Source organism: Fulvivirga sp. M361 (assembly GCF_007097395.1).
Lineage (GTDB): Bacteria > Bacteroidota > Bacteroidia > Cytophagales > Cyclobacteriaceae > Fulvivirga.
Map to the genome: position 1 here is coordinate 61,119 of NZ_VKDC01000043.1, position 22,519 is coordinate 83,637.

Genomic DNA, 22,519 nt, shown 5'->3' on the forward strand with positions numbered 1-22,519 from the left:
AGAATTATGCGAAAACCGTCATAATATAGGTTAAAATCATCATTAATCGAGGAATACCTTCAAAGCTTGTTTGGAAACAATTAAATAAAAATAATTTCGAAGCGATTAACCGGATATTGTTACCATGACTTTCAAATTATTCAACTTTATTCTGCATCTTATTCTATGTAATGTTCTGATGTCTTATAGTTTCTCCGGATTTAGTCAAGAGTCTCATCGACTTGACAGTCTCTTGCAGGAATTGGAAAAACCTAAAAAAGATACGAACAGGGCGAATTCGATGGGGCTAGTTGCCAGAATGCTTTATCGTTCGGATGTGCCCAGAGCTAAATCGTACGCCACAGAGGCATTAGCTTTATCCGAAGCGTTATCTTACACGAAGGGTTTAGCCGAGATCAGTCGGATAATGGGTAATATTCATCAGTCCAAGGCGCTGGATTCTGCTCTCTACTATTACCTGGAATCATTAAAGTATTATGAAGTCTTAGACGATTCATTGGGCTGTATTGATGCTTACTACAACATTGCTAACGTCTACTTACAGCTATCCAATTTCGAAGCGGCCAAAAAAAACCAAGTCCTATGTTATGAGCTCGCGAAAAAAGTAAATAATCATGCGTATTTATTTCGTGCAAAAAACGGAATGGGCGTCTACTACATTGGACTGGGACTGCATCATGAAGAAAATAAAGACTCACTAACAGCCATAGCGAGTTACCAGAAAGGTATCCCTTTCCTCCTGGAAGCACTGCAACATGCTGATAGTATCGATTCCGAATATTATAAATCTCAGGCTTATGGAAATCTTGCCTATGTCAAGACGGCACTGGGTGATTTTGATACGGCGCTTACGTATGCCTTACGTATGCTGAAGACCTATGAACTCCATGGCTATGAGGCTTATTACCCCATTTCTTATACTCAGATCGCTGATATATACTTAAAGATGGGAAACCATCAGCAAGCCATTTCTTATGCTAATTCTGCTCTTGAATGGATCAACGAATCCGATGGACTCTATGGAATGAAACAGGCATATGAGACATTGTACAAAGCTCATAAAGCCATTGGCGACTATGAAGCAGCCGTAGGTTTTGGACAGCGCATGTTCGATATTTCTACGAGGATCTTCAATAAAGAACGTGAAGAACAAATCGCTCGTGTACAATCAGAGTTTGATACTAAACAGATGGAGAAGGAAAACGAGCTGTTGAAAAAGGAAGCAGAAATAGCTGAAAGCAGTATGAAAAAACAGCGTGTTTATGTCGTGCTCGCCTTAAGTTTACTGGCGTTAATTATTGTCATTACAACACTTGTTTATCGAAACCTGTTGGACAAAAAAAGCTTTGCCCGGAAAGTACAGGACCTTCAGGATGCCAAGACCCGTTGGTTTACTAATATTGCTCATGAGCTACGTACTCCGCTTACGTTGATTTTGGGCCCGGTCTGCAAAATGATCAATCACCAAATCCCGGAGGATTCCATGATGGATGAGTTGAAAATGGTTCAGAAAAACAGTGAACAATTGGTCAATAGGGTCAATGAAATTCTGGATGTTTCACGTATGGAATTCCAGGAACTCACGGTAAACCGTCAACCGGAAGGCCTTACTGTCCTTGTCAGAGAAATTATAGATTCCTTTCAGTCCCTCGCGAGGCAAAAAAGTATTTTTCTGAAATTCTCTTATAATGCCTGTCTTATGCTAAATATTGATCGATCTAAGATCAGTACGATTCTCAACAATCTGATATCCAATGCTTTAAAATTTACTTCTTCGGGGGGAACTGTGAGCGTGGACCTGGACTATGACCCAGACTCTCTCGATTTTGTGAATATTAAAGTACGGGATACAGGGATAGGAATCCCGGAACAAGACTTACCTTATATTTTTGACCGTTTTTACCAGGTTTCTCATTCTCAACAGCCTCAAAGTGGCGGTTCTGGAGTAGGGTTGGCCCTGGCCCAGGAATTGGCCAGACTTCACGGAGGGCTTATCTCTGTATCCAGTCTGGAAAATCATGGGAGTGTTTTTGAGCTTTCGCTTCCTAAAAGCCTGATCACGAAAACGGATTCTTATTCCTCTTTCCAATCTTATATAATAGAACATACTAATGAACCAACTTTGAAGCCTGAACAAAACATGACTTCAGGCAAACCCTCTATATTGCTTGTAGAAGATCACCCGGATATGAGGCAATACATTGGAAAGCTCCTTGGGAATCACTATCACGTGGTTGAGGCCACCGAAGGACAACAGGCAATGGAAATAATCAAGGAATATACGCCTGATCTGATTATCTCTGATGTAATGATGCCAGTAATGGGAGGGCTCACCTTTGCTAAAAAACTGAAGGAAGACCCTAAGTATAAGCTTACTCCGTTTATCGCCTTAACGGCTCATGCCAATGACCGGGATAAACTGATGGCCTATCGGACTGGAATAGATGATTATATGGTGAAGCCATTTAATGCTGAGGAGCTTATGGCACGTATCCAAAACCTGCTGACCAATACATTGGAACGGAAGAAAGCTACACAAGAATTATTGGTCACCACCGAAAAGGACAAGCAGATGCCACTTACCTATGGAGAGAAGCTGATCGAAGAGTTGGAAAAAATGGTGAGGGAACATTTATCAGAGGGCTGTTCCATTAACTCACTGGCTACTCATGCAGCCATGAGTGAGAGTAGTCTGAATCGTTTTTTGAAGAAAATAACAGGGTTAACTCCCGGCCAGTTTATCCGGGATATACGGTTACAGGAAGCCATTTTTTTACTGGAAAGCCAGAAATATAAGACAATCTCTGAAGTGGTATATGCTGTTGGATTTGAAGATGCGTCCAGTTTTACCCGGTTATTTAAGAAGCGATTCGGAAAGAACCCCTCTACTTATCTGGAAAGCATCTCGAAGTAAAACACCAGGGAGAGGAGTGTATCTATTTTGTGCTGATACGAATGCCACATTCTTAATGATATAGTTTGATTTGAACGGGTCAGGTGCAAAGAAAATTGTCCATGCCTTTGCGCCAAAGATCCATTCCACAGCCCTTCGATCTTCCAGAACATTGCATAGTAACAAAACTTAAAAAGATGACACAAAGCAAGAGGCTAACGATCGATACCACGTTAGTGTTGACACAGAAGAAGGCTATGCAAATAGCGTTGGTCACTACTAAAAGGAACCAGCACGTGCCGCTTACTTATCAAGAGAAGCTGATAGAGAGGTTAGAAAAAACGGTTAGGGAACATCTGTCGGAACATCTTACGATAGACTCACTGGCCATTCATGTAGCTATGAGTAAGAGTAGCCTATACCGTTTTTTAAAGAAAATGACAGGATCAACCCCGGGCCGGTTTATCCGGGATATCCGGTTACAGGAGGCTGCATTTTTATTGCGAAGTCAACAGTATCAAACGATCTCGGAAGTGGTATATGCTGTTGGATTTGAAGATGCGTCCAGTTTTACCCGGTTATTTAAGAAGCGATTCGGGAAGAACCCCTCTACCTATCTGGAAAGCATCTTCAGGTGAAACGCGTAGAGGTGAGCTGAATGGGGAAATTGTCCATGCCATCGCGCCAAAGATCCATTCCACAGACCTTCGATCTTCCGGAACATTGCATGGTAACAAAATTTAATAAGATGACACAAAGCAAGATGCTAACGACCACAGTAGTCTTAGTTGTACTTCTAGGATTTTCAAATCAAACTTTTTCAAAATCAAACAAAAACAAAATGGAAAACGACGCAAAAGAAAAAATCGGCTTATTGGTAACAATGAAAGCCAAGCCAGGTAAAGAGCAAGCTGTTCGGGATTTTTTGCTAGGAGGACTTTCGCTGGTTAATCAAGAACCAGGTACGGAATCCTGGTACGCCTTTCAGATTGATGAAAGTACTTTCGGAATATTTGACACTTTCAGTAAAGAGGAAGGCAGGAAAGCACATCTGTCTGGTGAAGTTGCGAAAGCACTCCTGGCAAATGCCGATGACTTGCTGGTAGATTTTAATGTAAATACCAGTATCCAACCTGCGGATCTTATAGCTACTAAACTTTCCAAGGGAAAAGAGCATATGGGGTTATTGGTCATTTTAACTGCTAAGGAAGGAAAAGCTTCTGACGTGGAGCGTTTTCTTCTGGGCGGTAAAGCACTTGTCAATGATGAGCCTAAAACTGAATCATGGTATGCCATACAACTAAACAGTAATACGTATGCTATATTTGATACATTCGCTGAAGATGAGGGAAGAGATGCCCACCTTAATGGGAAAGTTGCAGCTGCATTGGTTGAAAATGCTTCAGTAATTCTGGAAGGGTTTAATGCAGAAGCTATTCAGATGATAGATATTTTGGCTTCAAAATAATAGTATATATTGTGTGAGGCTGTCTGAAAAGACTTTGAGACAGCCTCACATTTTTTCAATAGAATATCGACTTCAATGGCGCAAATCATTATTGATAAACAAAACGGTGAATTGGCATTTCGGCTAGAGCGTTTCGTTGATCTTTCTCAGTTTGATCATGTAGAAAGAAAAAGCTACTATTCACTCATCATTTTAAACGACAGCCGATTAAAGTTATTTGTTGATTTCTCAGAGCATCAACTTGATGGAAGCCACATGATATGCCTCGCTCCTTATCAGCCATATATGCTAACCTCAGACACTGTTTGCTCTGGTATTCTATTGAATTTTCATCCTGATTTTTTCTGCACCTATCGTCATCAAAATGAAATAGAGACTGAAGGGGTACTTTTTAACAACTTTAATCAACCTCCTTACTTTAAAATTGAACAGATAGAAACCTTTTATAGCCTGATTGATCAAGTTTCAAAGGAAATGGGAAGGGAGAGTATAGCTCAACATGAAGTACTGGTAGCCTATTTAAAGATATTTTTGATCGAAGCAGTTAGACAAAAAAAGCAGTTTGATCAACAGAACTTCAATTCATCATTTGGATATCAATCTGAAGTTATGCAGCGTCTGATTGATTTAATTGAAAACAGGTTTTGTGAAATACATGCACCCCAAGATTATGCCGATATACTCAGCGTGAGCTCCAAAACATTGGCAAGAATTACGAAGAAGTACCTTAATCAGACGCTTACAGATCTGATTATAAATAGAATAATCGTAGAGGCAAAAAGAGAGCTGTATTTGACTTCCAAATCTGTGAAGCAAGTAGGTGGAGAGCTTGGCTATCAAGATGAGTTTTATTTTAGCCGTGTCTTCAAAAAGAAAGTGGGTGTTTCCCCCGATGTTTACAGAAGAACGGTGGGTTTTGCCAAACTTGAAAGGGAATAACAAGGATAAGAAACAAATTTACTGTGGCTGAGTTTGTTCAAAGAGTTCAAAGTGTTTGGCTTGTGTGATTTATTTACCCAAGCGCCAGAAGAGGATGAGCGAAGACAGCTTGCAAGCCTAATCTATTCTGTAGGTTCTTATCATTTCTGGAAAGGATCTTAACAAGTTTCAATGTTCGATTCAAGTCAGCTTCTGCATCATCTTTTAAAGGTAAAACTTGTCGTAAGCAACGGGGGCTAGCCCCCGGAAGGGGTGAAACACCAGACAAAGTTCAGTTTACACTACCTTACGTTTTTTATCAGCCAAAGTATTCATCTCAATTCGCCAAAAAGTTAACCAGATGATCATAAACATTTAAAATCTCAATGGTCTTGGTTTCGTGTTCTTTTAATCCCTGCCTGGTGATGGAATAATATTTCCTGTCCCTGTTATTATACTTTCTCACTTTAGACTTTATGAGTCCTTTTTCTTCCAGTTTGTGTAAAATAGGGTATAAACTTCCTTGTGTTATCTGAAAGCCTGAGTCGCTTAGCACTTTTATTTTTTTTTCAATCTGATAACCATACATTTCAGGATGGTTAGAAAGTAACTTCAAAATAAGTGTGGGGTAAATGCCTTTTAAAAGTTGTGGATCAAATCTATTCATAGTTAAGCACCTTGGTAGGATTGTTGTTTGCTGCTTTTATTAAGATAAACCCGGTAGTGATTACTACAACTGCACCAATAATTATGACTGGAAAGATAAAATTCCAAGGGATAATCTTTACATGATATGCAAAGTTATCCAGCCATGAACCTGTAAGCCAAACTGTAATAGGTGTAACAAATACAAAACTGATTAAAATCATTGTGACATAATCTTTAATGAATAATTTAAATATTCCTTTAGTCGAAGCTCCTAACACCTTTCTTATACAGATCTCTTTTGATCTCACAGTAGTATCAAAGTACGTAAGTGCGAATAGGCCCAGGGCGCATATTCCAATAGATATGATACTAAAAGCAAAAATAATTTTTTGTAATTGTGTCTCTGATTGGTATTGACGCATATAGCGATCATTCACAAAGAAATAATTGAAGGGTTGGTCAGGAAAAGTATTTTTCCATATGCGCTCAATAGACGTAATTGAAGCTCTGTAATTTTCCTTAGGCCGGAGCTTTATACTTAAGAAATGATTTCGAGCAGGTTGGATGTCCATAACCATAGGTGAAACAATTGTATGTAAAGATTCAAAATTGAAATCTTTAACAAGACCAATGATATTGCCGGTCTTAACATAATTGCCATTTTCGTTTAGGGATGAATAGCTCAGTGTATTTCCGACAGCATTTTCTGCATCTTTAAATCCAAAAAGACGGGCAGCGGTTTCATTAATAATAAATGCTGAAGTATCTGTAAAAAACTTTTTATTGAAATTTCTACCAGCTATAACTTTAAGGTCAAAGGTGTTGACGAAGTCATAGTCAACATGAAGCCTTCCCATTGTAATCGAATCAGCGCTTTGCATGATGTATGAGCTTCTATATAGCTGATCGCCTGACATTCGGTGGCTTGACAACGCTACAAATTCTACAGGAGTCTGGTTGGAAAGTTTGTTTTTTAGTGCCTCTAGCTGCCGTTCATTATTGGTGTAGATAGGCACTTCTATGGCACCTGCTTTTGAGAATCCAGTATCTGCAGATGTCAAGAACTCAACTTGGTCAGATATGATTAGTACGGTACTTAGAAGTCCTACCCCCGCAATGAATTGAAAAGTAATGAGTGCTTTTCTTAGTGAAAAAACTGGATTCCCCGGCTTTTGAACTTTTCTTTTTAAGGCAGATACAATAGGTATTTGAGCCATTTGAAAGGCAGTATAAAAACCAGCTGATACAGTAACCAGCAATATGATTGCCACTCCGAGCAAGACAATTAAATGGTATGGCGGCGCAATCAACTCCATATCCAGAAAGTTTCTAAAATGAGGAAATAGTATAATAACCGCCAAAATCGAAATGAGAAAGCCAAAGAAGGCAAGAATAAAGGACTCTACCATGAACTTTATAAAAACCAACCATCGCGTACTACCAATCACTTTTATGACCCCTACTTCCTTGGCTCGCTTAAATGCCCTGGCATTAGAAAGATTTACGTAATTAATGAGTGAAATTGAGAGTATTATTAGAGCGATCGATATCGCGACCAGCAGACCCCGTCTGCTCACACCGGAAGAAAGGTCATTTTCCAAACCGGTTGAGGTGTGTATTGAAGTTATGGGCTGAAGAAGTACATCCAGATCACCATCAAGATGTGCGTCAAGTAACGATTGAATGCTTTTCTGGATTTGAACTTGTCGGCCATCCGTTTGTGTTTGTATGTAAGTATAATAATACAGGATGTTCCAGTTCTCAATAATGTTAAACCAAAAGCTAGTACCTAGCGTTGCAAAAGAGCCTATCAGATCTGCTTGAACATGAGAATTAGAAGGAAAGTCTTGTACCACACCGGTGACTGTAAGTGTTACATCATTTTCGTAAATAACGGTTTTACCCATTGGATCAACATCTCCAAAGTATTTTTTGGCGGCACTTTCTGTCAGTACTACTTTGTTGGGGCCGAGCAAAACTGACTCTGGGGAACCTTTTACCAGTGAGAATGAAAATATTGAAAAGAAGGAGTTGTCTGCCCATATGAGATTTTTTTCATAAAAGTGTTTTTCCCCATCATCTGTTCGTACTGATACCGGTAAACGGTACTTCATCAATCGCACCATGTCCGCGACTTCAGCTATGTTCTCCATTAGTTCAGGTCCCCATGGTGCACCAGAAAAAGCGGTATGTCTCGTAATACCATCGGTTGACACTTTATGTGAGGTTAAGCGGTATATATTTTTAGCATTTTTATGAAACCGATCGAAACTGTTATGATGAAAAAAGTATGCTCCAATAAGCATGAATACAGTTATGCCAAGGGTTAAGCCCAATAGATTAACTGAAGTGGTCAATTTGTACTTAATTATAGATCGAATGCCGAGTTTAATGTAATTCCTTATCATGGCCGTGTAGTGTGTATTATGTAGTATAGATTGTTCTGTGGCTTTAAAGTCACGTTTACGTTGACGGTCCACAGCCTCTTTGAGTGCTTGTTTAAATGACATCCCCTCTGTTAAAAGCTCTTCAACCTCTTCGCATACGTGGTCTACGAGTTCATCAATTACCGGATCATATGAAATGCCGGAAGAAAGGATGCATTTTTTTACTTCATGAACCTGTCGTCTATTAAGCATATGCATTGTATAGCAATGCATACGTATACCAATGCGCAAGGTTATAGATGAAACTAATTTTTGTCGTACCTAAACATTCATAACATAATAAATAGTCACACTCTATTATCTTTCCACTCAGCGAAAAACAAGGGCTAATAGTAAGCTTTTACATATGTCAGTGTTCATACCCAAGACTAACGTGTCTGCCATTTCTACCAAGCATAAAACGAATGATGAAAAATAGATCACCACATTTTGTATGGAAGTCTCTTGTTTCAGGGTTGGCTTATCACACCACAAGCGCGACAAAGCAGGTTGTAAAAACTTTATATAACCGTACGGTCAGGGCAAGCTGTGGGGCTGAGCCGATAGCTATCAGCTGCTCAGGCTAGATATTTAACTTGACCGAAATATTACACATCAAAATCCAGATGAATGATGAAAGCCATGATGAATTTAATGTTAGCCAATCTTTTTATGACTTCAAGCAGTACCAATGAGGCTTCAACGGCAAATCCATCGCTCTATGATTGCAAAATACAAGGAATCACTGACTATATTACCGCAAAGAATATATATCTCTCATACTTCGGCTTTATCTTCTAAGCAGCTAGATAACAGTTTTTTATTACATAAACTTAACAACGGAACAAGGCAGATACTAAGAGAGTCTTCAATGGAGAAAATTCATTATAAGTCTCCATCACTACAATATTAAATTTATGAGAAGAAATAGTTTTAAAGCTCGGATCACTTTTGTTGCCATTTTAGCGTTATTCAGCTTTAATACCCTGGCACAACGACTTACTTATTCTAATGATGTCAATATAGTAACCGAAGCTATCACCTATGACACTACCATATCTGTAGCCAGTTCAGAAAGCCAGAATTATGGACTAACCTTCAGTCCTGATGGTTCTAAAGTATTTCATATTGGTCGGCAGAAGGATGAAATTATTCAACAATCCCTAAATGCACCATTTGATTTATCTAATGGGATAACTTTAGACGGAATTACGGATACTTTGGCTACTAGTGGTGATAATTTTAGAGGGTTCAGGTTTAGTAATGATGGAACAAAAATCTTTATCATTCATAATACCAGTGATTTTCCTGGAAATGGCGGTTACGTACTTCAATATGATCTAAACACGCCCTATAGTCCTGTGGATGGTATGGAACTGATAGACTCCCTCAACATTGCATTGACAAGTGTTGTTTCTATTTTCTCAGACATAGAGATAAGTCCTGACAGGGAATTGCTTTATATTTTGGATCAAATCCAAGACGAAGTACAGGTTCATACATTGAATACTCCTAGCAGCATCATCGATGGCTCAACATTAGTGAGTCAGTTTGATTGTGGCGCTGGAAAATCTGACATGAAGTTTAGTCCCGATGGAACTAGTGTGTTTTTTCTGGGGTCGGTAGATAACACCATAGAGCAACACCATTTAGCTACCCCCTTTGATTTAAGAGGCGCTACAACTTTTGTAGGAACACACACTTTTCCGTGAATGATCTCTTTTTCCCTTCCGTAGACATAAGCTCCAATGGCACGAAAGTTTATGTTTTAGAATTAAATGGAGATTTACACCAATTTGCTTTGAATGCACCAGATGTTTTTAAAGAAATGAGAGCCAATACCGGAGCTGTTGCTGGCGAAATGATCATGGACATTAAAAACGGATCTTTTACCAATGCAGGAGGAATTCTTTCTGAAGGAACCCATTATACTATTACTAACCTACCTACCAGTTTTACTTCTTCCATTTCTGTCAACACTCTGGGAACAATAGGTACGCTTACTTTGAGTGGAAACGCAGCTTCTCATGCTAATCTAAACAACTTGGAAGTATTAATCTTTTTTTTACAGATTTAGCCTTCGATGGTCTAAACGCATCTGAAGTAGAGAATTCAACTAATTTTATTTCCTCTCTGGGGATTTCCTTTGATAACCAACCTATTATGGAGTTTCCTAGCATTATTATTTACAGTGAGTCACAGTGAGTCTAGCAGTCTCAATGTCTTAGATGTAGAAGCTTTGATAGAAGGGCAAGGAAGCTTTGATGATGAAATTGCATATAGTATCTCTGGTAAAGATGTTGGAGATTTTACAATTAACCCGGCTACAGGTGTTTTAACTTTCTTTACGATTCCGGATTTTGAAAACCCAACGGACTATCAGTGCCGATCTACTTCAGGCAGAAAGCACTATTGCTATTGGTTCGCCAAGTAGTATAGCTTTCAATTCAGAAGATTCTCTCCTGTATCTGACCATTGGTATGGCCAATGCATCTGTAAATATGTCTACAAATTGAACAATGGTAAAAACCTAGACAGCGGAAGTAGTTTTGAAGAACAAATCACACTGACAGAAGGCTCTTTGAGAGGTGGAATGCACCTTAACAATGATGGCGCCAAACTATTTAGATATTATCAAGGTTACATCTATCAATATCAACTATCTGCACCCTATGTTTTAAGTAACGGAGTTACTCTGGAAGGCAGTTTATACTTCCAGGATCTTGTTCCTATCACCAATTTACAGGATATAATATTCAGCCCTGATGGTTCCATGCTTTAGTTTGTTACATAATGTATTCGTGTTATGTTTAAATAGCTTTGGCGCTTTTTGTAGGGTTACTTTTTCCTGACCCGGAGAAAAGCCGGGGGTTGGCATAAAGTTTTGGAGGGAAGGAAACTATACCAGCAGGAGGGTAGGGATGGAACACTCTTTTGGCATTTTTGGATTTTGGAATGGACTTGAGGGAATGGTAAATGGGTGCGGAAGCTTGGGTTAAACAGATCAATTTCTTTTAAAATTCGTATCTTTCATTATATGAAAGATTCAATCAAAGAAGCACTCCGAGCTGAAAAGGCAATGAATCAGGCCTTGAAAGACCAACAAGCAAAGCCAAAAAAACAACGTTCCAGGTCCAAAGTGAGTGTTGTTGCAGAAAAAATCTGATTTAATATTCAAGACTGAATTTATAGTCATTGCAGGCCCAACGGTGCTGGTAAGTCGATAACAAGCTCCAAGATCCTTGAACCATTAGGTATAAAAGCATTCGATTGGGACAAACAGTTTCAATTGAAATGGAGAAATTTTAATTACGATCCGGCTGTAATAGATGGAATTAGGGAATCCGTTAACGCTGACTTTCAATCACACATTGAAGGATCATTTGCTAACAATACGCCTGTAGCTTATGAAACTAATTTCCATTCTGATTACAATTTTGAACTGGCTAGTCGTGCCAGAGATCTGGGCCATATTTGTTCACTATATTTTCTTGCACTAAATGATCCTGAACTTAGAATTAAACGGGTTGCAGACCGTGTTCAAAAAGGGGGTCATCATGTGAGTGAATCTACTATTCGTGAAAGGTTTCGAATGGGGCTGGAAATGTTGGATAGCAAAGCTTCACAATTCTATGATCGTATTTTTATATACGATTCCGGACAGACATTCAGACTACTTTTAGTTATTGAAAACGAGGAAATCGTGTACAAAGCTAAGAACTTAGAACCCAAAATAATCAATCGGCTTCCGAACATAAAATCTCAGCTTAAGGACTTTCAATAATAATTGTGATTTCTCCATTGTTCCAAGCTATTTAAAATAATGGCAGATTTTAACAGGCTTGGACGCAAACTTTATTAGAAGGATAATTGGCTGATTGGCGGCAAATACACAGGGTTTGTTATATAATGTCCTGCGTTATGTTACTTAGCTTCGGGTTGAGCGCTGGGTTTAACAGTTGCGTTGTTGGCCTACCTTCTTTCTAAACTCTACTCTTCCTTTCTTAACGTGCACTGAGCACTCTTTTGACACTCCTAGCTACGAGAAGCCACTGTACCGCAAGTAGGACGATGGCCTTGCGCGTAGGCGAGTGGTAAATGTGTGCGACTAAGAATCGAAAAACCCTTCAATTGGACCGATTTTCACTGAAAATACCCAAGGTTAGACATTGCTCAGAGTTATCGGAGAGACGTAATTAGTAGCTCCAATTCATATTGAAAATGAGTGGAACATTAAGTCATCTACTTAGTCTTTTGAAGGAAAAACATCCTGTGATACACAATGAAAATGCTTTTGACAGAGACTCTTTTCTTCAGCGCCCAAGTGGGCATAAACCTTTCATTGGAGGTAATAAATAAAAACCTTGGCAAAGAGGTATTTGATCTGAATTTAAATAATCGTTTGAGAGAACGTCTTTATCCGGTCTTTTCGTGGTGATCAATCGGTTTCCAATAATGCTTCAGGACATCTTCAAGATTCACCAATATGAGTATTCTTGAATACTTTTCATAATAGTAAGATGCAAGTTCAACGGTTTGTGATTTTGAATTCGATGAATTTGAATCTTCTGCCGAGATCGATCATCGGAACTAGATCGATCAATTAAATAATCCAGATATAAATGCAAGAAATGAGCATAAAACTGTTTATTAAATACATGGTCAGTTTGCGGTGCAAACTGATAGTAAAAGAGGAGCTACAAAGGCTTGGACTTCACTATGTAATCGTAAATTTAGGTAGGGTTGAAATTTTAGCAGAAATTACACGAGAACAAAGAAATCAACTAAAAGAAAACCTACTAAAGTCCCGGTTAGAATTACTTGAAGATAAAGAAATACTTATGGGCAAATCAAGAATGCCATCGTTCCCAAGGTGAACTAATCTGCGAAGGCATACTTTGTTCAGGTAAAAAAACTCTTAACTGTTGCAAAGAAAGATAGAGTAGTCGGACCTCACTGACAGTTTATCCAGACAGGCTCCAAAAAAGCGATATTCATTTTCTTATAAACGCACTACTTCAGCCCTTCTCACTTCTATAAATGTGTGACATATGTAAGTCCCAATATATGATTTTGTAATACTTCGTGGTGATAATAGATTCACCTTCGCAACAAGATTAAAAACGAAAAAAAAGATGACTATTTCAAACGCAAAATATGCAGTATTTAAAATCATAAATGCAATAAGTATTGAGGCTAATCGTCAACGGAAACAAGTCATGAAATATTTGAGTATTAACCCTTCACCAAAGGCTCAAGTAGGTCATGTGCATACAGAAAAAGTGCAAGACAATAAGTTGAAAACAATAACAGCCAGAGGTACAAAAGTTCAGTTTGACACAAAACGCCACTGGCAACCTGTAAAATGGAAATCGTAAGAAGTTGGCGAGAGCAAAAGGTAATGCTTAAACGAAGATTTGCAATTCTGTGTGATCAGGATTTCGAGTTTGATGAAGGAAAAGAAGAAATCATGATGAACAGACTTTCTTCTAAACTAAAAAAGACCAGGGCCGAGCTACAATTCCTCTTTGCCGAATTGCAGACATATTAAATCAATAAAAAGAAACACACATGCAAAAAATAAAATTGCAACCGCTAGCCGATAGAGTATTGGTACAAGCGGATCAGGCAGAGGAAAAATCAAAGGGTGGAATTATCATCCCTGACACAGCTAAAGAGAGTCCTCAAAAAGGAACGGTATTAGCCGTGGGCAAGGGAAAGAAGGATGAATTTATGACCGTGAAAGTCGGAGATTCCGTGCTGTATGGTAAATATTCGGGAACGGAGATTACCGTAGAGGGTGTAGAAGCCCTTATCATGAAAGAATCAGACATTTTTGGGATTATCCAACATACGTATGACAATTATTAACCATGGCAAAACAAATATATTTCGGAACTAAAGCGCGTGAGGCCCTGAAAAATGGGGTTGATGCGTTGGCTGATGCGGTAAAAGTAACACTAGGCCCAAAAGGGCGGAATGTGGTGCTTGGCAAATCATATGGTGCTCCGTATATCACTAAGGACGGTGTTACGGTGGCCAAAGATATTGAGCTAAAAGACCCGGCTAAAAACATGGGTGCCCAAATGGTCAAAGATGTAGCTTCTAAAACAGCCGATCAGGCCGGTGATGGCACAACTACAGCCACCGTATTAGCACAAGCCATAGTATCCGTTGGACAAAAGAATGTGACAGCTGGTGCCAATCCCATGGATTTGAAAAGAGGCATTGATCTGGCCGTTGTGCAGGTCATTGCTAATCTTAAAAAACAATCGAAACAGGTAGGAGATGATTTTCAGTTAATTGAGCAGATAGCGACAGTTTCAGCCAATGGAGATGCTACCATAGGCAAATTGATTGCAGAAGCAGTACAAAAAGTAGGCAAGGAAGGTGTCATAACTGTGGAAGAAGCGAAAGGCATAGATACTTCTGTCAAGGTAGTAGAAGGTATGCAACTCGATAGAGGGTATATCTCACCCTACTTCGTTACCAATGCGGAAAAAATGGAGGCGGAATTGGAAAATCCATACGTCTTATTGTATGATAAAACAATATCGGGTATGAAGGACTTACTTCCAATCCTTGAAAAAGTATCTCAGGCAGGTAAACCATTACTGATCATTGCTGAAGATGTAGACAGTGATGCGCTGTCGACCCTGGTAGTCAATAAGCTAAGGGGATCGCTAAAAATTGTGGCCATAAAGGCCCCTGGTTTCGGAGACCGAAGGAAGGAATTGTTGGAAGATATAGCCATATTGATAGGTGGAACAGTTATTTCGGAAGAAACCGGGCTTAAATTGGAAAGTGCAGAATTGGATGCTTTAGGCACAGTGGAAAAAATCATTGTCGACAAGGATACCACCACACTTATAAATGGTAATGGAGAGAAAGAAAAAATCAATACCCGGGTTAATCAGCTAAAAGCTCAAATGGAGAGTACATCATCTGATTATGATAAGGAAAAAATACAAGAACGAGTAGCGAAACTTTCTGGTGGAGTGGCGGTCTTGTATGTGGGTGCGGCTACGGAAGTGGAGATGAAAGAAAAGAAAGATCGGGTAGACGATGCGCTCAGCGCTACCAAGGCGGCTGTCGAAGAAGGTATAGTATCAGGCGGTGGTGTGGCCTTCATAAGAGGTATAGCAGCCATTGAGTCACTCCAAGGTGAAAATGAAGATCAAAATACGGGCATTAGTATCATTAAAAAATCATTGGAAGAACCTTTGAGGCAAATTGTCCGCAATGCAGGATTAAGTGGCTCTGTAATTATTGAAAAGGTGAAGGCGGGCAAGGCTGATTTCGGTTTCAATGCTCAAAATGAGCAGTACGAAAATCTTTATAAGTCAGGGGTGATTGACCCAACTAAAGTAACTCGAATTGCGCTTGAAAACGCAGCTTCGATAGCCGGGCTCATGCTCACCACCGAATGTCTTGTATTTGAAAAAGCCTCGACAAAAGATAAGGTTGATGCACCTGATTTTGATGGCGGGTACTAATCAGATTAACATTCATTTAAACAAAATGCTGAAAGAGGACAGCCAAGGTCAAATTGAAATTTGGGCCTTTGCTGGCGAGGAGACAAATAATAGGTTTTGAAAGCAGCTGGCACAACCGGTGAGTAATCACGAAGGAATAAATAAATTGAAGCTACCTAAAACAGATACGATGATAAACACAAAAAAAATCTTATTCGGCCTCACAACCGGAATCATTTTTGGTGCAGGGCTCACGTCCAGAAAAGGTGTAGCCATGCGAAAGGAGATGTTTGCAAGAGCCAACCAATATGCCAATGTATTGAAAGAAAAATCAAATCAATCTATTGGTAGCTTGTCCGGTAATTTTAATAAGTTTTTAAAAAAAATAGGGCTTCTGTTTAAGGGAGAAAATTCTCAAAAGGAAAAGAAAAAAGAGCTTAGGGATTTAGATAGTACCTCAAATGGCTCAGATTGAAATTAAATGAACTCTACTGAATCGAAACCGGGCAGCAGAAATGTAAAACAATGTGCCATAATTGTGGCTCATCCAGATGATGAAACGTTGTGGGCGGGTGGTACTGTTTTAATGCATCCCTTGTGGAATTGGCTGGTAGTATGTCTATGCCGAAAGAATGATAAAGATCGGGGATTTAAGCAAGCCATGTTAAAACTTAAATAAAGGTGTGATGGGCGATTTGGATGATGGACCAGATCAACATCCATTAAGCTCTGAAGAAGTAGAACAAGCTATATTAAAACTGTTGCCAAATACATATTTTGACTTGATCATAACTCATAATACTGTTGGTGAATACACGCGCCATCTCCGCCATGAGGAAACAGGTAAGGCTGTAATTAACCTATGGAAATCAGGAAAAATAACGACTAAAAACCTGTGGTTATTTGCGTATGAAGATGACAAGGGGCAACATTATCCCACACCCATTAGAACAGCGAATATTTACCGTCCACTTGGCAGCAATACATGGAAAGAAAAGCACAGGATCATTACAGACATCTATGGGTTCAAAGGTGAGAGTTGGGAATCCAGAACTACTCCCTTCGCAGAAGCTTTCTGGGAATTTAAAAGTTCTTTCGATGCAAATAATTGGTTGACTAATAGAAAGAATACGCTATGAAAGTACTTGTATTATATGACTATCCACCCTCTCCGGGAGATCTTGCTACCCACAGGGAGATCTTTTGTATACGGGCCTAAATCGAGTTGGGGGTGGATACCCATGCCGTTCATTTCGAATCGGCTCAGGAAAAAGAGTGGTACTATCGCTGGTTTGAACCTGATGTAGTCATTGGTATTGGCTATTGGGGACATACCCCACACCTGATTCTTCATGCGCAGCGATATGGGGTACAACCCGTTCCGTGGCTTGTGGCAGATGGGTACATTGCAAATTATCAAGAGGTTTTAAACGCACTTCCGCTTATACTAGTCACCTCTCGCTGGGTGAAAGAAATGTACGTACGAGATGGTATTAATGCCAATAAAATTGAAGTACTCCCTGTTGGGTGTAACACAGATAAGTTCATTCCTTTCAGCAGAGAGGACCCTAAAATTATGGCAGTAAGGGAAGCATTGGGTATTTCGCCAGACCAACTTATGATTCTGACAGTAGGAGGTGATGCGGCCTCCAAAGGAGCCCAGGAAGTGATGCAGGCATTGGCACTTATAGACAACAAGGCACCCGATTGGAAATATGTATGCAAAGTATGGCCTCAGCCTCGAACCAAATTACAAAACCTCGCGGATTTGGAAATGGCTACTCATCTGGGAATAGAAAAAAATGTGACCTACGCCACCAATGTGATTTCCCGAAATTTCATGCCCTACCTCATTGGAGCGTGCGACATCTATGCCGCACCTTCCCGTCTTGAGGGATTTGGAATGCCACAAGTAGAAGCAGGAGCCTGTGAAAAGGCGGTAATTGGCATCAATGCAATGGGCATGTTGGATACGCTTGTACATGGTGAAACAGCACTTCTGGCGAAAGTGGATAAAAAAATTGTTGTGAATGAAGTGGTGCTGGGAGAAGAATCCGGGTTTGAAGAATATCACAAAGTTTTATTCGATTTACTGAGTTATCCAAGACTTAAAAATGAACCATGCAACCGCTTGATACCACGTGGAGGGAATTGAAGCCATTACCCGTTTGCTACGGCAAATGAAGGGGTTTCAAAATAAAGTTAAGGCTCCCAAAAATACATTACCGTTTTATGAGCCTGATGTGAACCGCTGTTACATGGGGTTAAAGAAGGAGTTTTTCTACTCAAGCCCAATGCAAGTGAAGTACTGGTCGTTTCGCTAGGTGCCAGAGGAGTTATGATGATCACGCGCGATGAAGTCGAGCACGTTCCTGCTCCTATTGTCCTTCAACAAAGCACTATAGGCGCCAACGATAGTATGGTTGCAGGAATGGTACTTAGTCTTTCAATGGAGAAATCACTGAGTGAAGTGGTTCGTTATGGAGTAGCTGCCGGTACAGCGGCTACTATGAATTCTGGAACCCAGCTTTGTGAAAAGCAAGATGTAGACGAGCTGCACGAATGGATTTTAGCGCATGTATAAAGCGGGGTCAATTGCACGGCCCTAAGTTGACATGAGCAATGTCCATTTATTAGACAATTAACCATATAGGTCCATGTAAGTGAGATAAATATAATTCATATTCGGAATTGTGTAACAGATCAGGCCTTTTTTGTTACGAACTTTATACTTAAGACATTAGGAACTAATGAAAATGAATGAAAAGATTTCTAAGAAATCCATGCAAGTGATTGTGATCAATATATCCGGAAGTCCTCGTAATATTTCAACAACAATGACATAAAGTAACATGGAATCTGTAGAAGAACACATAGCGGCAATGCCACGAATTGGAGATAAAGCTCCTGTATTCAAAGCGGTCACTACACAGGGAGAGATCAATTTTCCTTTTGACTATAGGGGCAAATGGATCATTTTCTTTAGTCACCCAGCCGATTTCACACCAGTTTGCACTTCTGAGTTTATTACGTTTGCCAAGCGAGAGCCTGAATTTTCAACTCTGAAATGTCAGTTAGTCGGTTTGTCCATCGATGGGTTGTACAGCCACATTGCCTGGTTGAGAACCATAAAAGACAAAATCGAATTTAAGGGGATGAAAAATATTGAAGTTAAGTTTCCATTAATTGAAGACATCACCATGGAGATCGCCAAAAAATACGGCATGATCCAGCCAGGTGAAAGCTCAACAAAAGCCGTCAGAGCTGTGTTTTATATTGACCCTGAAGGAATCATTCGCGCGGTTATTTATTACCCGCTTTCATTGGGTAGAAATTTTGATGAATTAAAACGGGCACTCATAGCTATGCAAACCGCAGATGCCTATAGCGTGGCAACACCCGCTGATTGGCAGCCTGGAGATGACGTCATAGTGCCACCGGCAGGCTCTTGTGGAGTTGCCAAAGATCGAATGGAGTCCAAAGAAGAAGGAGTAACCTGCTATGACTGGTTCTTCTGCACGAAGAAACTCCCACTGGATAAGGTAAACAATCCATTAAAAATTAAATAATACTCTCATTAAAAACGAATTCAGTTTAACTGAATAATAATAAGTCACAAGTCATTTGTAACCAAAAAGCTAGCAATAGTCATACAATGAAAACCTTTATCAAATCATTCATCTTTTTAACTGCAAGTTTTATGGCATTTGCCGGTTACTCACAGAAGGGTACAGGAGAAACCAATGGTGTAAGTCGTCAAGGACTGAACCTGGAACTCTTAAAAATTGAAGGTACCATAGAGCAAATTGAATCCGGCCCATGTAAGTATACCACCGGAAGATCCATCTCAGGAACCCATCTGACGGTCAAAACTCAGGAAAAGTTGATCAACGTCCATTTAGGCCCTACTTCGGAGGTTTCTCAATTAGTTACGGCAACAGAAGGTGACTCCATAGTAATGAGGGTTTTCAGAACCAATAAGCTGCCCCAAGACCAATACATAGCCAAAGAAGTAAAGATAGATGGGGTAACCACCGTCTTAAGGGATGACGCCCTGAAACCCGTTTGGTCAGACAGGAAGCGCAAAGAAAAGTGGAGAACAAGAAATTAGTCTGATTGAAATAATGCTGAGGTCACAAAACAACAAGTGATGATAGCCTTCAAAACATAAAATCACAGTCATATGAAAAGAACAAGGGAATCTCAGACCGAAATATCAGAATACTGCTAGCATGTAGTTTTGGTGTTTTCTACCTCTAATACCATTACTGGCATTTTGGCTTTGATATTAATACTTATTTTCAGGATTCTTCTTATCACAAGTTTCGTTCGAGTTTGTCCGCTTTACTTCCCATTTGGGATTAGTACAAGGAAAAAATCTTAGGTCTCAAATTGATAGTCTAATGTCAAAATTTAATGAATTGATCCGGGGGAGATACCCTTACTGGTTGACTTTCATGATGAATGGCGTGGTTCGTGTAAAATGTTTATGCAGATCATTAAAGAATTAAAATCTAAGAGGTTTGGCTAAACTATTTTGTTTCAAAAGGGCAAACAACTCTGGAGGCAATCAGGTGTGGTACCCGAAAGACCAGCTTATAAGATTATAAAATCAAAAAATTATGAAGAAAATATCAACCCTTGAAGACTTGATCGTAGAGCAATTGAGAGGTATTCCTTCATAGTGAAAAAGATTGTAATTGGCTTATATGTTGGTAGTTACGCCTCAGTGGATAGAGAATTTCAATATAGGGCTAGCTACCACCTTACCAAGATAGATAATGCTAATATTGAAGCGACCGTTGGTTTTAAATTTAAGATGAATGCTAAACTCTTATGAGTAGAATACCTTCCGAAGAGCTTCAAAAAGGTTTAAAATTGGTAGTCAAGGATAGTGTGGCAAGTCAAGCCGTTACCACTTTATCAGCCGGCACATTTTTAGTAGCGTTTGCTTTAGAGTTAGGGGCTTCCAACTTAACTATTGGTATTCTTGCCGGACTTACCCCTCTGATACAATTGATTCAATTGCCGTCAATTTATTTAGTAGAGAGATTTAAGAGTAGGCGAAAGATTGTTGTAACCTCTTCATTAACAGGCAGAGTTTTTATACTATTGATTGCGGCTATTCCGTTTTTATTTGATCCCAGTCTCGGCCTGTTTTTCCTGGTTGTTTTTGTAGCGATAAACTCAGTTTTCTCTGCAGTTACTTCTTGCAGTTGGAATTCTTGGATGAGAGATTTACTGCCGCAAGAAAGTTTGGGAGCCTTTTTTTCTAAGAAAATGATCTGGGCCACAATTTTTGGAATCCTTTTTAGTCTTGTAGGGGGTTATTTAATCGATCAGTCAGATTGGTTGTTTCCAGATAATCCAACATGGGTCTACAGTCTGCTATTTTTCATGGCTTTTCTGTCAGGTATTTTAAGTTCATACTATATGTCCAGGATACCAGAGCCTATAATGACTCCTTCAGGTCTTAACTTGATTAAACTCATCTCTGTTCCGTTCAAGGATGCTAATTTTAGGAATCTTCTTAAATTTTTAGGAACATGGAACTTTGCGATTAACCTGGCAGCTCCTTTTTTTACTGTTTACATGTTGCAGCGATTGGAGATTCCAATGTCGATGGTGATTATACTGGTAACCGTAAGCCAAGTGGCCAACTTACTATTGCTTAAAACCTGGGGTAGAATTTCAGACCAGTATAGCAACAAGACCATACTGGCTATTTGCGGCCCCCTGTTTATTTTTGCTATTCTGCTTTGGACCTTTACTACGTTTCCTGATAAGCATTTTCTAACACTACCTATGTTGTTTGTCATTCATATGATGATGGGTGCTGCCACAGCAGGAATTTCAATTGCCTCGGGAAATATTGGTTTGAAACTAGCTCCGCGTGGGGGAGGGTTAGCTTACCTGGCAGTGATTAGCATAGTAAACTCAATGGCCGCAGGGGTAGCGCCAATTTTAGGTGGGATATTTGCTGACTATTTTTTAAAAAGAAAGCTATCACTAGTTATTAACTGGTCAGGTCCCGAACAGAATTTCACCATTCCTACTATTGACATACAACAATGGGATTTCTTTTTTCTCATATCCTTTGGAATAGGCTTATACTCCATTCAAAGGTTGTTTTTTGTAGTTGAGAAAGGTGAGATCAGTGAAAAAATAGTTCTGGGGCAGATATATTCAGAGCTCAAAGGCCATATGAAGAATCTTTCCAGTGTAGGAGGGATGAGATCTATGATAGGTTTCCCTTTTGGTGTGATCCGCAACATACCTATTTTGAAAAAGTTCTTGAAGTAAGGTGACTAAGGTGATCATGTATTGTACTTAAGAAATTCTGAGAATCGCTTTTAGGGTGGGCCAGTTAGGATATCTAATTCATATGTGATATATGTAATCTTTGCTTAGGATTGTATAATACATGCACATGTGTTCTTTTGCACTTTTAAATGGCTTGAGAAACTATTCATCTTTATCCCACCCAGGGAATCAAGTGGTCTTTCTTAACTAAAAACAAGATGAATTTATAAAGTGAATTATGGGAAATTTATTTAAGCCAGGGGATATTGTTTATACTAAAAAGCCGCCCTATGTAAAGTTGGTAGTCCGACGATATTTGGATAAGATCTGTCAATGCAGAGTGTATAATCATCCCACAAATAAAGAACTGTCTTATGATGACATTGAA

Annotated in this window: 24 protein-coding genes; 22 read left to right on the top strand and 2 right to left on the bottom strand. The window is 39.4% G+C overall.

Annotated features, from left to right (window positions below; translation table 11 throughout):
• Positions 1–124 precede the first annotated feature (124 nt).
• From FNH22_RS27875 to FNH22_RS27890, 4 genes are all read left to right on the top strand, one after another.
• Positions 125–2,914, top strand: coding sequence for an ATP-binding protein (locus FNH22_RS27875; RefSeq protein ID WP_143401810.1), 2,790 nt, complete (start codon positions 125–127; stop codon positions 2,912–2,914).
• Between the two features lie 176 nt (positions 2,915–3,090).
• Complete coding sequence (locus FNH22_RS27880; protein WP_185154456.1) at positions 3,091–3,531, top strand: helix-turn-helix domain-containing protein; 441 nt, start codon at positions 3,091–3,093, stop codon at positions 3,529–3,531.
• A 203-nt stretch (positions 3,532–3,734) separates the two neighbouring features.
• Positions 3,735–4,361 (top strand): putative quinol monooxygenase, encoded by a 627-nt coding sequence (locus tag FNH22_RS32755; RefSeq protein WP_143401812.1) that lies wholly within the window; start codon positions 3,735–3,737, stop codon positions 4,359–4,361.
• Positions 4,362–4,436: 75 nt separating this feature from the next.
• The gene (locus tag FNH22_RS27890; RefSeq protein WP_143401813.1) at positions 4,437–5,300 is read left to right on the top strand and encodes a helix-turn-helix domain-containing protein; all 864 of its coding nucleotides are present in this window, start codon (positions 4,437–4,439) and stop codon (positions 5,298–5,300) included.
• 316 nt (positions 5,301–5,616) lie between these two features.
• Here the strand turns inward: FNH22_RS27890 and FNH22_RS27895 are convergent, their stop codons facing one another.
• Positions 5,617–5,946: a PadR family transcriptional regulator gene (locus tag FNH22_RS27895; RefSeq protein ID WP_143401814.1), complete on the bottom strand. Its 330-nt coding sequence runs from the start codon at positions 5,944–5,946 to the stop codon at positions 5,617–5,619.
• Positions 5,939–8,566: an ABC transporter permease gene (locus FNH22_RS27900; protein ID WP_185154457.1), complete on the bottom strand. Its 2,628-nt coding sequence runs from the start codon at positions 8,564–8,566 to the stop codon at positions 5,939–5,941. The genes FNH22_RS27895 and FNH22_RS27900 overlap by 8 nt, the downstream gene beginning before the upstream one ends.
• Positions 8,567–9,270: 704 nt before the next feature.
• Here FNH22_RS27900 and FNH22_RS27905 point away from each other — a divergent pair.
• The 18 genes from FNH22_RS27905 (at position 9,271) to FNH22_RS27990 (ending at position 22,131) form a co-directional block, all read left to right on the top strand.
• A complete protein-coding gene (locus tag FNH22_RS27905) occupies positions 9,271–10,065 on the top strand; it encodes a hypothetical protein (RefSeq protein WP_143401816.1) in 795 nt (264 codons plus the stop codon).
• Positions 10,062–10,430 (top strand): hypothetical protein, encoded by a 369-nt coding sequence (locus FNH22_RS27910; protein WP_143401817.1) that lies wholly within the window; start codon positions 10,062–10,064, stop codon positions 10,428–10,430. The genes FNH22_RS27905 and FNH22_RS27910 overlap by 4 nt, the downstream gene beginning before the upstream one ends.
• A gap of 114 nt (positions 10,431–10,544) precedes the next feature.
• Positions 10,545–10,787 (top strand): hypothetical protein, encoded by a 243-nt coding sequence (locus tag FNH22_RS27915; protein WP_143401818.1) that lies wholly within the window; start codon positions 10,545–10,547, stop codon positions 10,785–10,787.
• A 78-nt stretch (positions 10,788–10,865) separates the two neighbouring features.
• Positions 10,866–11,135, top strand: coding sequence for a hypothetical protein (locus FNH22_RS27920; protein WP_143401819.1), 270 nt, complete (start codon positions 10,866–10,868; stop codon positions 11,133–11,135).
• A 507-nt stretch (positions 11,136–11,642) separates the two neighbouring features.
• Complete coding sequence (locus FNH22_RS27925; RefSeq protein ID WP_143401820.1) at positions 11,643–12,137, top strand: hypothetical protein; 495 nt, start codon at positions 11,643–11,645, stop codon at positions 12,135–12,137.
• A gap of 847 nt (positions 12,138–12,984) precedes the next feature.
• Positions 12,985–13,230 carry a hypothetical protein gene (locus tag FNH22_RS27930; protein ID WP_143401821.1) on the top strand — a complete coding sequence of 82 codons (246 nt, stop codon included), beginning with the start codon at positions 12,985–12,987 and terminating at the stop codon, positions 13,228–13,230.
• A gap of 258 nt (positions 13,231–13,488) precedes the next feature.
• Positions 13,489–13,731 carry a hypothetical protein gene (locus FNH22_RS27935; RefSeq protein ID WP_143401822.1) on the top strand — a complete coding sequence of 81 codons (243 nt, stop codon included), beginning with the start codon at positions 13,489–13,491 and terminating at the stop codon, positions 13,729–13,731.
• A gap of 23 nt (positions 13,732–13,754) precedes the next feature.
• Positions 13,755–13,904, top strand: a complete 150-nt coding sequence (locus FNH22_RS27940) for a hypothetical protein (protein WP_221420366.1) — start codon at positions 13,755–13,757, stop codon at positions 13,902–13,904.
• A gap of 20 nt (positions 13,905–13,924) precedes the next feature.
• Positions 13,925–14,224: a co-chaperone GroES gene (locus FNH22_RS27945; RefSeq protein WP_143401824.1), complete on the top strand. Its 300-nt coding sequence runs from the start codon at positions 13,925–13,927 to the stop codon at positions 14,222–14,224.
• A 2-nt stretch (positions 14,225–14,226) separates the two neighbouring features.
• Positions 14,227–15,849 carry a chaperonin GroEL gene (gene groL, locus FNH22_RS27950; protein WP_143401825.1) on the top strand — a complete coding sequence of 541 codons (1,623 nt, stop codon included), beginning with the start codon at positions 14,227–14,229 and terminating at the stop codon, positions 15,847–15,849.
• A 169-nt stretch (positions 15,850–16,018) separates the two neighbouring features.
• The gene (locus tag FNH22_RS27955; protein WP_143401826.1) at positions 16,019–16,303 is read left to right on the top strand and encodes a hypothetical protein; all 285 of its coding nucleotides are present in this window, start codon (positions 16,019–16,021) and stop codon (positions 16,301–16,303) included.
• A gap of 211 nt (positions 16,304–16,514) precedes the next feature.
• Entirely contained in the window at positions 16,515–16,967 is a 453-nt protein-coding gene (locus tag FNH22_RS27960) for a hypothetical protein (RefSeq protein ID WP_221420367.1), read from the top strand.
• Between the two features lie 92 nt (positions 16,968–17,059).
• Positions 17,060–17,983 carry a glycosyltransferase family 4 protein gene (locus tag FNH22_RS27965; protein ID WP_221420368.1) on the top strand — a complete coding sequence of 308 codons (924 nt, stop codon included), beginning with the start codon at positions 17,060–17,062 and terminating at the stop codon, positions 17,981–17,983.
• Positions 17,984–18,136: 153 nt separating this feature from the next.
• Positions 18,137–18,412, top strand: coding sequence for a PfkB family carbohydrate kinase (locus FNH22_RS27970; protein ID WP_370513204.1), 276 nt, complete (start codon positions 18,137–18,139; stop codon positions 18,410–18,412).
• 268 nt (positions 18,413–18,680) lie between these two features.
• Positions 18,681–19,397 carry a peroxiredoxin gene (locus tag FNH22_RS27975; protein WP_143401828.1) on the top strand — a complete coding sequence of 239 codons (717 nt, stop codon included), beginning with the start codon at positions 18,681–18,683 and terminating at the stop codon, positions 19,395–19,397.
• A 131-nt stretch (positions 19,398–19,528) separates the two neighbouring features.
• Positions 19,529–19,939 carry a hypothetical protein gene (locus FNH22_RS27980; RefSeq protein ID WP_143401829.1) on the top strand — a complete coding sequence of 137 codons (411 nt, stop codon included), beginning with the start codon at positions 19,529–19,531 and terminating at the stop codon, positions 19,937–19,939.
• Positions 19,940–20,071: 132 nt separating this feature from the next.
• The gene (locus FNH22_RS33005; protein WP_370513203.1) at positions 20,072–20,212 is read left to right on the top strand and encodes a DUF2892 domain-containing protein; all 141 of its coding nucleotides are present in this window, start codon (positions 20,072–20,074) and stop codon (positions 20,210–20,212) included.
• Positions 20,213–20,664: 452 nt separating this feature from the next.
• Positions 20,665–22,131: an MFS transporter gene (locus FNH22_RS27990; RefSeq protein WP_143401830.1), complete on the top strand. Its 1,467-nt coding sequence runs from the start codon at positions 20,665–20,667 to the stop codon at positions 22,129–22,131.
• Positions 22,132–22,519: the final 388 nt, after the last annotated feature.

Bases quoted from the DNA above. Each gene is read 5' to 3' on its own strand.
- FNH22_RS27945 (WP_143401824.1), top strand. From the start codon at position 13,925: ATGCAAAAAATAAAATTGCAACCGCTAGCCGATAGAGTATTGGTACAA.
- FNH22_RS27930 (WP_143401821.1), top strand. From the start codon at position 12,985: ATGAGCATAAAACTGTTTATTAAATACATGGTCAGTTTGCGGTGCAAA.
- FNH22_RS27955 (WP_143401826.1), top strand. From the start codon at position 16,019: ATGATAAACACAAAAAAAATCTTATTCGGCCTCACAACCGGAATCATT.
- FNH22_RS27900 (WP_185154457.1), bottom strand. From the start codon at position 8,566: ATGCTTAATAGACGACAGGTTCATGAAGTAAAAAAATGCATCCTTTCT.
- FNH22_RS27895 (WP_143401814.1), bottom strand. From the start codon at position 5,946: ATGAATAGATTTGATCCACAACTTTTAAAAGGCATTTACCCCACACTT.
- FNH22_RS32755 (WP_143401812.1), top strand. From the start codon at position 3,735: ATGGAAAACGACGCAAAAGAAAAAATCGGCTTATTGGTAACAATGAAA.
- FNH22_RS27905 (WP_143401816.1), top strand. From the start codon at position 9,271: ATGAGAAGAAATAGTTTTAAAGCTCGGATCACTTTTGTTGCCATTTTA.
- FNH22_RS27935 (WP_143401822.1), top strand. From the start codon at position 13,489: ATGACTATTTCAAACGCAAAATATGCAGTATTTAAAATCATAAATGCA.
- FNH22_RS27980 (WP_143401829.1), top strand. From the start codon at position 19,529: ATGGCATTTGCCGGTTACTCACAGAAGGGTACAGGAGAAACCAATGGT.
- groL (WP_143401825.1), top strand. From the start codon at position 14,227: ATGGCAAAACAAATATATTTCGGAACTAAAGCGCGTGAGGCCCTGAAA.
- FNH22_RS27880 (WP_185154456.1), top strand. From the start codon at position 3,091: ATGACACAAAGCAAGAGGCTAACGATCGATACCACGTTAGTGTTGACA.
- FNH22_RS27890 (WP_143401813.1), top strand. From the start codon at position 4,437: ATGGCGCAAATCATTATTGATAAACAAAACGGTGAATTGGCATTTCGG.
- FNH22_RS27975 (WP_143401828.1), top strand. From the start codon at position 18,681: ATGGAATCTGTAGAAGAACACATAGCGGCAATGCCACGAATTGGAGAT.
- FNH22_RS27960 (WP_221420367.1), top strand. From the start codon at position 16,515: ATGGGCGATTTGGATGATGGACCAGATCAACATCCATTAAGCTCTGAA.
- FNH22_RS27875 (WP_143401810.1), top strand. From the start codon at position 125: ATGACTTTCAAATTATTCAACTTTATTCTGCATCTTATTCTATGTAAT.
- FNH22_RS27990 (WP_143401830.1), top strand. From the start codon at position 20,665: ATGAGTAGAATACCTTCCGAAGAGCTTCAAAAAGGTTTAAAATTGGTA.
- FNH22_RS27940 (WP_221420366.1), top strand. From the start codon at position 13,755: ATGCTTAAACGAAGATTTGCAATTCTGTGTGATCAGGATTTCGAGTTT.